General features: G+C 63.4%; 11 protein-coding genes (1 of these 11 running past the window's edge). 7 read left to right on the forward strand and 4 right to left on the reverse strand.

The window, feature by feature from the left end; all coding sequences use genetic code 11:
* Positions 1-1142: the 5' portion of a TrkH family potassium uptake protein gene (locus ACT7DK_RS19625; protein WP_445402136.1), read on the reverse strand. Its footprint begins 316 nt before the window's first position; 1142 of the gene's 1458 nt are visible here — the first part of the coding sequence; it begins with the start codon at positions 1140-1142; its stop codon lies off the left edge, out of view.
* Between the two features lie 23 nt (positions 1143-1165).
* Positions 1166-1789: a YigZ family protein gene (locus ACT7DK_RS19630; RefSeq protein WP_445402417.1), complete on the reverse strand. Its 624-nt coding sequence runs from the start codon at positions 1787-1789 to the stop codon at positions 1166-1168.
* A 281-nt stretch (positions 1790-2070) separates the two neighbouring features.
* On the opposite strand from ACT7DK_RS19630, the gene fadB reads away from it, so the two are divergent.
* From fadB to ACT7DK_RS19650, 4 genes are all read left to right on the forward strand, one after another.
* Positions 2071-4215, forward strand: a complete 2145-nt coding sequence (fadB, locus tag ACT7DK_RS19635; protein WP_445402138.1) for a fatty acid oxidation complex subunit alpha FadB — start codon at positions 2071-2073, stop codon at positions 4213-4215.
* Positions 4216-4237: 22 nt separating this feature from the next.
* Complete coding sequence (gene fadA, locus ACT7DK_RS19640) at positions 4238-5401, forward strand: acetyl-CoA C-acyltransferase FadA (RefSeq protein WP_445402140.1); 1164 nt, start codon at positions 4238-4240, stop codon at positions 5399-5401.
* 130 nt (positions 5402-5531) lie between these two features.
* Positions 5532-5777, forward strand: coding sequence for a sulfurtransferase TusA (tusA, locus tag ACT7DK_RS19645; protein ID WP_445402142.1), 246 nt, complete (start codon positions 5532-5534; stop codon positions 5775-5777).
* 77 nt (positions 5778-5854) lie between these two features.
* Positions 5855-6781 (forward strand): AEC family transporter, encoded by a 927-nt coding sequence (locus ACT7DK_RS19650; RefSeq protein ID WP_445402144.1) that lies wholly within the window; start codon positions 5855-5857, stop codon positions 6779-6781.
* Between the two features lie 80 nt (positions 6782-6861).
* Here the strand turns inward: ACT7DK_RS19650 and ACT7DK_RS19655 are convergent, their stop codons facing one another.
* Both ACT7DK_RS19655 and ACT7DK_RS19660 read right to left on the reverse strand, forming a co-directional pair.
* Positions 6862-7512, reverse strand: a complete 651-nt coding sequence (locus ACT7DK_RS19655) for an OmpA family lipoprotein (RefSeq protein WP_445402146.1) — start codon at positions 7510-7512, stop codon at positions 6862-6864.
* 86 nt (positions 7513-7598) lie between these two features.
* Entirely contained in the window at positions 7599-8168 is a 570-nt protein-coding gene (locus ACT7DK_RS19660; protein ID WP_445402148.1) for a DNA-3-methyladenine glycosylase I, read from the reverse strand.
* 101 nt (positions 8169-8269) lie between these two features.
* Here ACT7DK_RS19660 and glyQ point away from each other — a divergent pair, with 101 nt between their 5' ends.
* The 3 genes from glyQ (at position 8270) to ACT7DK_RS19675 (ending at position 11785) form a co-directional block, all read left to right on the forward strand.
* Entirely contained in the window at positions 8270-9181 is a 912-nt protein-coding gene (gene glyQ / locus ACT7DK_RS19665; protein ID WP_445402150.1) for a glycine--tRNA ligase subunit alpha, read from the forward strand.
* 4 nt (positions 9182-9185) lie between these two features.
* Positions 9186-11255: a glycine--tRNA ligase subunit beta gene (gene glyS, locus ACT7DK_RS19670; protein ID WP_445402152.1), complete on the forward strand. Its 2070-nt coding sequence runs from the start codon at positions 9186-9188 to the stop codon at positions 11253-11255.
* Between the two features lie 188 nt (positions 11256-11443).
* The gene (locus ACT7DK_RS19675) at positions 11444-11785 is read left to right on the forward strand and encodes an antibiotic biosynthesis monooxygenase (RefSeq protein ID WP_445402154.1); all 342 of its coding nucleotides are present in this window, start codon (positions 11444-11446) and stop codon (positions 11783-11785) included.
* Positions 11786-11820: the final 35 nt, after the last annotated feature.

Raw genomic sequence — 11820 nt, forward strand, 5'->3', positions numbered from 1 at the left:
ACGGCGCGGGGATGAATGAGGCGCTTGAGCTCCCGCATCCCTTGCAAATTCAAAAGCATAATCCGGACCACTTTTATACCACCACCGGTACTACCGGCACAGCCCCCGATACAGGAAGCGAACATCAACAATACCGGCAGGAACAGTGGCCATTCGGAAAAGCCGGTGGTGCTGAAACCGGCGGTGGTGGAAATGGACACCGCCTGGAACAGGGACTGGTCCAACGCCTGCCAGGGATCGGCATAGACCCGGTGAGCCATCAGCACCGACATGCAGATCAGGGTGAGCACCAGCTGCACTCCGATAAAGGCCTTGACCTCCGGATCCAGGCGATAAACCGACAGCCGTAATCCCCGGTTGGCAAAGGCGGCAAAATGCAGGGTGAAGTTGACCCCGGCAATCATCAGGAACACCACTATGATCAGGTTGATCGTGGGGCTGTTGAAGTGGCCGATGCTGGCGTCATAGGTGGAGAAACCGCCTATGGCCACGGTGGAAAATGAATGGCAGATGGCATCGAACAGGTTCATGCCCGCCAGCCATAACAACAGGGCACAGACAATGGTCAGCACCAGATAGATATACCAAAGGGCCTTGGCGGTTTCGGCGATGCGTGGCGCTACCTTGTTATCCTTGACCGGCCCCGGGATCTCAGCCCGAAACAGCTGCATGCCACCGATGCCGAGGATGGGCAGTATGGCCACCGCCAGCACTATGATGCCCATGCCCCCCAACCATTGCAGCATCTGCCGGTAGAACAATATGGCCTTGGGCAGCTCGTCCAGTCCGCTGATCACGGTGGCCCCTGTGGTCGTCAGGCCTGAAAAGGACTCGAAAAAGGCCTCCGCCACCGACATGTCCAGTTCGGTGCTGAGCATAAAGGGGATGGCCCCCACGCTACCCAGCACCGTCCAGAACAGCACCACGATCAGAAACCCTTCCTTGGCGCGCAATTCCTTGTTGTGGGTTCGGTTGGGAAACCAGAGTGCCAGCCCCAGGATCAGACAGATGACGAAGGCACTGAAGAAATCGAGCCCCGCCCCGTCACGGTAGATATAGGCGACCAGGGCCGGCGCCAGCATGGTGACACTGAACAGGGCCACCAGTATGCCTACGATACGGATAATTGTGCGTATATGCATGATGCTTCCGATACACAGATAACTTAGCCAGGCGCCTGTTCACTCGGTCTGGCGACGACCCTGCCCTGGCTGCGATCCCGCAGTTGGCGGCAGAATTCGGGCAGGGCACGCGCCTCGACCGACAATATCCCCTCCACCCCGGCGCCATACTCGACTTCCAGCCAGTGCCCCTGGAATTCGCCCAGCAGGAATTCCAGCAGCGCCATGTCGCCGTAGTCGGCGCTGACGGCCACCTGTCCCATGATGCGCCGCTCCCGGGTGTCCAATTGCGCCAGAGCCGATGCCACTGTGCCGCCGTAGGCCCGCACCAGGCCGCCGGTGCCCAGTTTGATGCCACCGAAGTAGCGACTGACCACGGCGGTGATCTCGCCGATGCCGGCCCCCTGCAACTGGGCCAGTATCGGCTTGCCGGCGGTGCCCGAAGGTTCGCCGTCGTCGCTGAAGCCAAGCACCCGGGAGTCCGTCGGTGCCCCGGCCACGAAAGCCCAGCAGTGGTGCCCGGCCGCCGGCTCCCGGGCACGCACCGCCTCGATGAAGGCTTTCGCCGCCGAAGGGTCCGGCGTATGGGCCAGGTAGGCGATGAAACGGCTTTTCTTGATGTCCTGCTCCCACACCAGTGGGCCGGCAGGCACCGGATAAGGAGACATATTCACGGCACGGATCCCGGTCATGGCACAGCCCGCCTGCTATTGTTTATTCGCCCCTGCCGGCCTGCCTGCGAAAAAAGAGCGCAACATTGTTGCCGAATCGGGCGGGGAAGTCATCTTTTGCTCATTCCGATACCCCGGTTAGTGCCGGTAACAAGAGCCACATAAAATTAAAACAATTGTTTAAAATAGGTGTTGAAATCCGCTTTTTTTCTGTTCATAGTGAACCCATCCCTGCCCGGGAGAGCCGGAGCAGCACAAGGGAACAAGGAGATATGAGGATGATCTACCAAGGCGAAGCCCTCTCTGTACAACTGTTGCAAGACGGTATTGCTGAACTGCGATTCGATGGCGCAGGTGCCATCAACAAGCTCGACCGTGCCACCTTGCTGTCGCTGGAGCAGGCGGTGACGGCACTGGAGCAGGCCGGCAGCATCCGCGGTCTGATGCTGACCAGCAACAAAGACGCTTTCATCGTCGGTGCCGACATCACCGAGTTTCTGGGACTGTTCGAGTTGCCGGAAGCCGAACTCGGCGACTGGCTGGCCAAGGCCAACCGGATTTTCAACCGCATCGAAGACCTGCCCTTCCCCACCCTCAGCGTGGTCAGGGGCTATGCCCTGGGCGGCGGCTGCGAGTGCATCCTGGCCACCGACTACCGTATCGGTGACGCCAGCGCCCGCATCGGCCTGCCGGAAACCAAGCTCGGCATCATGCCCGGCTTCGGCGGCACCGTGCGCCTGCCGCGCCTTATCGGTGCGGACAACGCCATGGAATGGATCACCACGGGGCAGGAGAACAAGGCCGAGGCCTGCCTGGCCGTGGGCGTGCTGGACGCCGTGGTCGACAGTGACCGGCTGCAGGCCGCCGCCATTCGCCTGCTGCAGGACGCTGCCGCCGGCAAGCAGGACTGGCAGGGCAGGCGCGCCCGTAAATGCGCGCCCCTGACCCTGGACAAGCTGGAAGCCATGATGAGCTTCAGCACCGCCAAGGGCATGGTGGCCGCCAAGGCCGGCCCCCACTACCCGGCGCCGATCACCGCGGTGAAAACCATAGAGGCCGCCGCCGCCCTGGACCGCGACGCCGCGCTCCGGGTAGAGCAGGACAACTTCGTCAAGCTGGCCAAGACCCCGGTGGCCCGCGCCCTGGTGGGCATTTTCCTGAACGATCAGTTTATCAAGGGCAAGGCCAAGAAGGCGGCCAAATCGGCCCCGGCCACCCGCAAGGCCGCCGTACTCGGCGCCGGCATCATGGGCGGCGGCATCGCCTACCAGTCGGCGGTGAAAGGCGTACCGGTGGTGATGAAGGACATCAACGACCAGGCCCTGGCGCTTGGCATGAATGAGGCCGGCAAGCTGCTCAACAAGCAGCTGGAGCGGGGCAAGATCGATGGCTTCAAGCTGGCCCAGGTGCTGTCCAGCATCACCCCCACCCTGAGCTACGACGGCCTGCAGGGCGTGGACATGGTGGTGGAAGCCGTGGTCGAAAACCCCAAGATCAAGTGCCAGGTGCTGGCCGAGGTGGAAACCAGAGTGAGTGAGGACGCCGTCATCGCCTCCAACACCTCCACCATTCCCATCTCGACCCTGGCCAGCAGCCTCAAGCGCCCGGAACGGTTCTGCGGCATGCACTTCTTCAACCCGGTGCACCGCATGCCCCTGGTGGAGATTATCCGCGGCGAGCAGACCAGCGACGACACCATCAACAAGGTGGTGGCCTACGCCGCCGCCATGGGCAAATCGCCGGTGGTGGTGAACGACTGCCCCGGCTTCTTCGTCAACCGGGTGCTGTTCCCCTACTTCTTCGGCTTTGGCAAGCTAGTCGCCGACGGCGCCGACTTTGTGCAGGTCGACAAGGTGATGGAGAAGGTGTTCGGCTGGCCCATGGGCCCCGCCTACCTGCTCGATGTGGTCGGTATCGACACCGGCCACCATGCCGCCGCCGTCATGGCCGAAGGCTTCCCGGCGCGCATGAGCAAGGCCGGCAAGGACGCCATCGACGTCATGTACGAGCAACAACGCTTCGGCCAGAAGAACGGCAAGGGCTTCTATGCCTACAGCCAGGACAAGAAAGGCAAGCCGAAGAAGGAAGCCGACCCGCAGAGCTACCAGTTGCTGCAGGAAGTGGTGACCGGCAAGGCGGAGCTTGCCCAGGACGACATCATCGCCCGCATGATGATCCCCATGATCAACGAAGTGGTGCTCTGTCTGGAAGAAGGCATTATCGGCTCCCCCGCCGAGGCGGATCTGGCGCTGGTGTACGGCCTCGGCTTCCCGCCGTTCCGGGGCGGCGTGTTCCGCTATCTGGACACCCTGGGCCTGGCCAATTACGTGGCCCTGGCCGACAAGTTCGCCCACCTGGGCCCCCTCTATCAAGTGAGCCCCGGACTGCGCCAGATGGCCGCCGACGGCAAGACCTTTTACTAATTTGGCGGAAGGAGACGACAACATGAAAGACGTGGTCATTGTCGATTGTATTCGCACCCCCATGGGGCGCTCCAAAGGCGGCGCATTCCGCAACGTCAGGGCCGAGGATCTGTCCGCCCACCTGATGCAGGGGCTGCTGGCCCGCAACCCCGCCCTGGCCGCCACCGATATCGAGGACATCTACTGGGGCTGCGTGCAGCAGACCCTGGAGCAGGGTTTCAACGTGGCCCGCAACGCCGCCCTGCTGGCCGGCCTGCCCAAGGAAGTGGGCGCCGTCACCGTCAACCGGCTGTGCGGCAGCTCGATGCAGGCGCTGCATGACGCCGCCCGCGCCATCATGGTGGGCGACGGCGACGTCTTCATCATCGGCGGGGTAGAGCACATGGGGCATGTGCCCATGAACCACGGCGTGGACTTCCATCCCGGCCTGGCATTGAACGTGGCCAAGGCCGCCGGCATGATGGGCCTGACCGCCGAGCTGCTGGGGCGGCTGCACGGCATCGGCCGGGAGCAGCAGGACGCCTTCGCGGTGCGCTCCCACCAGCGGGCCCACCAGGCCACGGTGGAAGGCCGCTTCGCCAACGAGATACTGGCCACCAACGGCCATGCCGCCGACGGTAGCCTGACCTTGTTCGAGACCGACGAGGTGATCCGCCCGGAAACCAGCCTGGAGTCCCTGGCCCAGCTGCGCCCGGCCTTCGATCCGGTCAACGGCACCGTCACCGCCGGCACCTCTTCCGCCCTCTCCGACGGCGCCGCCGCCATGCTGGTGATGTCCGCCGACAAGGCCGCCGCCCTGGGGCTGACGCCCCGCGCCCGCATCCGGGCCATGGCGGTGGCCGGCTGCGATCCCTCCATCATGGGCTACGGCCCGGTGCCGGCGGTGCACAAGGCGCTCAAGCGGGCTGGCCTCTCGGTGCAGGACATCGATCTGTTCGAGCTGAACGAAGCCTTCGCCGCCCAGTCGCTGCCGGTGCTCAAGGATTTGGGGCTGCAGGAGGTGATGGACGACAAGGTCAACCTCAATGGTGGCGCCATCGCCCTGGGTCACCCCCTGGGTTGCTCCGGCGCCCGCATCTCCACCACCTTGATCAACCTGATGGAGAGCAAGGACGCCACCCTGGGCGTGGCCACCATGTGCATCGGCCTGGGCCAGGGTATCGCCACCGTGTTTGAACGAGTCTAGGGGAACAATAACAACTGCTATGGTCGATTTTGGGCAGGGGCTTCCCCTGCCCTTTTTTGATCGCGGTCACGGTTGACCATTTATTCAGCAAGGGTAATATAGGCGGGGTTAACGACCAGGTAGTAGAACCATGAACTTTTCCTTTTCCGATGCCCAGCACAGTCTGGATGCCACCGGTCTGCGTTGCCCCGAACCGGTGATGATGGTACGCAAGCAGGTGCGCAACATGACCAGCGGCGAGACCCTGCTGGTCACCGCCGATGATCCCTCCACCACCCGGGACATCCCCAGCTTCTGCCGCTTTATGGACCATGTGCTGCTGTCCAGCCAGGTCGAGCAGCTGCCCTATCAGTTCCTGATCCAAAAAGGCACCTGATCCCCCAAAGGGCGGATAGGGCCGCCCAGCGCAAGCTGATAAGCTAGAGGGTCAAACAACACTGACAAGGACACCCCATGCTGGCCGTCAGCCATGCCCTTGGCCCCCTCTTCCTGCTGATCCTCACCGGCACCCTGCTCCGCCGACTGCGTTTTCCAGACGAGCAATTCTGGCACGGTGCCGAGCGCTTCATCTACTTCCTGCTGTTTCCGGCCATGCTGATCAGCACCCTGGCTACCGCCGATTTCGGCCAGGTCGCCTTCACCGGCATGGTCGGCCTGCTCGCCGGCCTGTTGCTGGTGCTGGCCGCCGTGCTGTGGCTGGCCAGGAGCAGGCTGGGGCTGGACATGCCCTCCTTCACCTCGGTCTTCCAGGGTGCCCTGCGCTTCAATACCTATGTAGGCCTGGCCGGTGCCGCCGCCCTCTACGGCGATGCCGGCATCACCGCCGCCGCCGTGGCCATCGCCGTCATGGTGCCGCTGGTCAATATCCTCTGTGTGCTGATGTTCGTGGGCGCCGACGGCGGCGGTCAGTCCGGGCTCTGGAGTGCCATCAAGGCCCTGGCCAAAAACCCCCTGCTGCTGGGCTGCGTGGTCGGCATCGCCCTCAATGTCACCGGCATCGGCCTGCCGGGCTGGAGCCGGGATACCCTGAGCCTGGCCGGCCAGGCGGCCCTGCCATTGGGGCTGATCGCGGTGGGGGTGGCCCTGCAACCGAAGGCGTTACGCGGCACCGGCCGGGCCTTCTGGCAGTCCTGCGCCATCAAGTTCGCCGTTCTGCCCATGCTGGCCCTGCTGGTCGGCTGGCTGGCCGGGCTGGGCGAGATCGAGCTGGGGGTGGTGGTGCTCTTCACCGCCCTGCCCACCGCTACGTCGTCCTATATCCTGGCCCGGCAGATGGGCGGCAACGCGCCCCTGATGGCCGCCATCATCACCGGCCAGACCCTGCTGGCCATGGCGGTGTTGCCGGTATGGATGTCGCTGCTGGCCTGGCTGCAGCCATAAAAAATGCCCGCGACGCGGGCATCTCTCTATTCCGGCCTTTCGCAGGCATGCCGGAACACGGCAGGCGCCCGCGACCCGGCTCAGGACATCGGGCTCAGGGTGATCTCCACCCGACGGTTCTGCGCCCGGCCCTGCTCGGTATCATTGCTGGCCACCGGCTGGTTGAAGCCCACGCCACGGATATTGAACCGGTTGGCCGCCGCACCCTGGCTGATCAGGAACTGGCCCACGGAAGCGGCACGACGCTCGGACAGGCCCTGGTTGTGGCTGGCGGAGCCGGTGTTGTCGGTATGGCCGACCACGTGTACCCAGGTCTTGTCGTACTCTTTCAGCACCATGGCCACCCCGCTCAGGGTGTTGTAGAAGTTGGGCGACAGGTCGGCGCTGTCCACCGCGAAGGTGATGGCGCTCGGCATGTTGAGGATGATGTCGTCGCCGTTGCGGGTCACGCTGACGCCGGTGCCGCGCATCTGGTCCCGCAGCTTGGCTTCCTGCACGTCCATATAGTAGCCCACGCCGCCCCCCAGGGCCGCGCCGCTGGCGGCGCCGATCAGTATGCCTTTCTTGCGGTCGCTGGAACTGGCGGAAGCCCCGCCGATCACCGCCCCGGCCAGGGCGCCGATGCCACTGCCAATGGCCGCCTTGGAGGCCTGGGATTCACCGGTATAGGGGTTGGTAGTACAGGCAGAAAGGGCCATCGCCGCAGCCACGGCCAAGCAGATTTTTTTCATATCAGGGTTCCGTTTATAACGCGCACAAGTACCCGACAATATAACGCCGCCCAAGGCGTTCGACAAAGACTCCTTGCGGCCAGATGTCAGCGGCTGACGTTGTCCGGGTGGCAGGGGCAGCTCAGCAGGTGATCGTTCACCATGCCGGTCGCCTGCATGAAGGCATAGCAGATGGTGCTGCCCACGAAGGAGAAGCCCCGCTGCTTCAGCGCCTTCGCCATGGCATCCGAAGCCGGGGTGGTGGCCGGTACCGCACCCAGGCTGGACCAGCGGTTCACCACGGGCGCACCGCCCACGAAATCCCACAACCAGCGCCCGAAGTCGAGGCCCTGCTCCTCCATCGCCAGGTAGGCCCGGGCATTTTTGATGACCGATCGAATCTTGAGCCGGTTGCGCACTATGCCGCTGTCCTGCATCAGTCGTTCGACATCATCCTCGTCAAAGCGGGCGACCAGCTCGGGCTCGAAACCGGCGAAGGCGGCCCGGTAGGCGGGGATTTTGCACAAGATGGTGAACCAGCTCAGGCCGGCCTGTTGGCCATCCAGACACAGCTTTTCGAACAGGGCCCGGCCGTCGTATTCGGGCACGCCCCATTCATGATCGTGGTAATGGATATAACGCGGGTCCTCATTGACCCAACCGCAACGTACCAGCATGGTCTCTCCTCGAATTCAGCCTATATTCACACCGGGTCAGCAGGTATACTCTTTGACCTAGTTTCACACTGCGAATGCACCTATATCAAGGCGCGAACATCATGCAAAAATTCGATATCAATACCTTTCAGGGTCTGATCCTGACATTGCAGGATTACTGGGCCCGGCAAGGTTGCACCATAGTGCAACCGCTGGACATGGAAGTGGGTGCCGGCACTTCCCATCCCATGACCTGCCTGCGGGCCATAGGTCCGGAGCCGATCGCCACCGCCTATGTGCAGCCTTCCCGCCGTCCCACCGACGGCCGCTACGGCGAAAACCCCAACCGGCTGCAGCACTATTACCAGTTCCAGGTGATCATCAAGCCGTCACCGGACAATCTGCAGGAGCTGTACCTGGGATCGCTGAAGGAACTGGGCCTGGACCCGCAGGTGCATGATATCCGCTTCGTGGAAGACAACTGGGAAAACCCCACCCTGGGCGCCTGGGGCCTGGGTTGGGAGGTCTGGCTCAACGGCATGGAGGTGACCCAGTTCACCTATTTCCAGCAGGTGGGCGGCCTGGAGTGCAAGCCGGTGACCGGCGAGATCACCTATGGCCTGGAACGGCTGGCCATGTATATCCAGGGAGTGGATTCGGTCTACGATCTGGTATGGTGCGACGGCCCCCTCGGCAAGACCACCTACGGCGACATCTTCCACCAGAACGAGGTGGAGCAGTCCACCTACAACTTCGAACATGCCGACGTGGACTTCCTGTTCGGCTTCTTCGAGCAGTGTGAAAAGGAATGCCAGCAGTTGCTGGCCCTGGAAAAGCCGCTGCCCCTGCCCGCCTACGAGCGGATCCTGAAAGCGGGCCACGCCTTCAACCTGCTGGATGCCCGCAAGGCGATTTCGGTGACCGAACGCCAGCGCTACATACTGCGCATCCGCACCCTGACCAAGGCCGTCGCCGAGGCCTACTACGCCTCCCGCGAAGCCCTGGGCTTCCCCATGTGCAAGAAAGAAGGATAAGGGCATGGCCGAACAGAATTTCCTGGTAGAAATTGGTACCGAAGAGCTGCCGCCGAAGGCGCTGCGCAGCCTGGGCGAAGCCTTCGCCGACAACCTCAAGCATGAACTCACCGCCGCCGAGCTGCCCTTCGCCGCCGTGCGCTGGTACGCAGCTCCCCGCCGGCTGGCGGTGCAGATCACCGGGCTGGCCCAGGGCCAGGCCGACAAACAGATCGAGAAACGTGGCCCGGCGGTGCAGGCCGCTTTCGACGCCGCCGGCAATCCGACCAAGGCAGCCCTGGGCTGGGCCGCCGGCAACGGCATCGGCATCGAGCAGGCCGGTAGGCTGAAGACCGACAAGGGCGAGTGGCTGGTGCACCTGGCCGATGTCAAGGGCAAGACCGCCGCCGAGCTGCTGCCGGCCATGGTCGAGCAGGCCCTGGCCCGGCTGCCGATCCCCAAGGCCATGCGCTGGGGCGACAAGCCCACCCAGTTCATCCGTCCGGTGCACACCGTCACCCTGCTGCTGGGCGACCGGCTGCTGCCCGCCACCATACTGGGCATCGACTCCGCCCGCACCCTGCGCGGCCACCGCTTTATGGGTGAGCAGGAGTTCCAGCTGGAGCACGCCGATCATTACCTGCAACAGCTGGAAGAGCGCGGCAAGGTGCTGGCCGACTTCGAACGCCGCAAGGCGATGATCAGGGCCGGGGTCGAGCAGGCCGCCGCCGCCGTGGGCGGCACCGCCGATCTGGACGACGACCTGCTGGAAGAAGTCACTTCCCTGGTGGAATGGCCGGTAGTGCTCACCGCCTCCTTCGAGGAAAAATTCCTGGCGGTGCCGGCGGAAGCCCTGGTGTACACCATGAAAGGCGACCAGAAGTACTTCCCGGTATACGACGCCGACGGCCGCCTGCTGCCGAAGTTCATCTTCGTCACCAACATCGAGTCAAAGGACCCGGCCCAGATCGTCAGCGGCAACGAGAAAGTGGTGCGCCCGCGCCTGGCCGACGCCGAGTTCTTCTTCAATACCGACCGCAAGGCTCCGTTGATCTCCCGCCTGGAGCAGCTGGACCATGTGCTGTTCCAACAACAGTTGGGCACGGTGCGGGAGAAGTCCGAGCGCATCAGCGCCCTGTCCGGCTTCATCGCCGCCGCCATCGGCGCCGACCAGGCCCTGGCCGAACGGGCCGGCCTGCTGTCCAAGTGTGATCTCATGACCAACATGGTGTTCGAGTTCACCGATACCCAGGGCGTGATGGGCATGCACTACGCCCGTCACGACGGTGAACACGAGGCCGTGGCCCTGGCCCTGAAGGAGCAGTACCAGCCCCGTTTTGCCGGCGACGAGCTGCCCGGCCAGGACATTTCCGCCGCCCTGGCCCTGGCCGACAAGCTGGACACCCTGGTGGGCATCTTCGGCATAGGCCAGGCCCCCAAGGGCGACAAGGATCCCTTCGCCCTGCGCCGGGCCGCCCTGGGCGCCCTGCGCATCATCGTCGAGAAGGGCTACGACCTGGATCTGGTGGCGCTGATCGAACAGGCCCGGGCCCTCTACGGCGACAAGTTGAGCAACGCCCAGGTGGCCGACGAGGTGCTGGACTTCATGCTGGGCCGCTTCCGTGCCTGGTATCAGGATCAGGGTCATGAGGTGGACGTTATCCAGGCGGTACTGGCCCGCAAGCCGACCCGTCCCGCCGACTTCGACGCCCGGGTCAGGGCGGTGAGCCGATTCCGCCAGCTGGAGGCCGCCGCCGCCCTGGCCGCCGCCAACAAGCGGGTGGGCAACATCCTGGCCAAGTTCGACGGCGATATCCCCGCCGAGGTGAACCCCGCCCTGCTGCAGGACGAGGCGGAAAAGGTGCTGGCCGGACAGCTGGCGGAGCTTTCCGCGCGGCTGGCACCGCTGTTCGCCACCGCCGCCTACGACAACGCCTTGAGCGAGCTGGCCGCCCTGCGCGAAGGAGTGGACAGCTTTTTCGATCAGGTGATGGTGATGGCCGACGACGAGGCCATCCGCCTCAATCGCCTGGCCCTGCTCAACCAGTTGCGCAACCTCTTCCTGCAGATTGCGGATATCTCCCTGCTGCAGTAACAGCACCTTCAGCCCCGCTTCCAGCGGGGCTTTTTGTTTAAATTCTCTGGTCTTACCAAAATTGGCAAGAATCTGTGTTACATATTAAGTAGCGGCTTCGAATACCGGTACGCCTCGAACAACAGGCCGATGCAGCACGGTCAGCACTGCTAACTCAATGATGTCATTCAGCAGCAAGGATACTGCCTATGATCAAAGTCATTATCGAACGTCATGTCGTGGAAGGACTGGAAGAGGTCTATCAGGAAACGGTGCGCAGCCTGTTGCTGCAGATCACCGACCGGCCCGGCTTTATCAAGGGCGATGCCTACCGTGACGTCCACCATCCCAACCACTTCTACGTGATCTCCAACTGGGAGAATATCGGCAGCTGGGAACGCTGGCACGACTCCCACGATCGGCAACACATGCTCAATGAGTTGGCCCCCTTCCTCGAGAGCGATGAAAAATGTACCGTGCTGGCGCTCAAGGTCAGCTACGAAGCCCAGCCTTCCAAATACGCCAAACCGACCCAGACCTACACCTACTGATACCAGCCCCTGTTTCACGTGAAACAGGGGCTGTT

Source organism: Zobellella sp. An-6, from assembly GCF_052487945.1.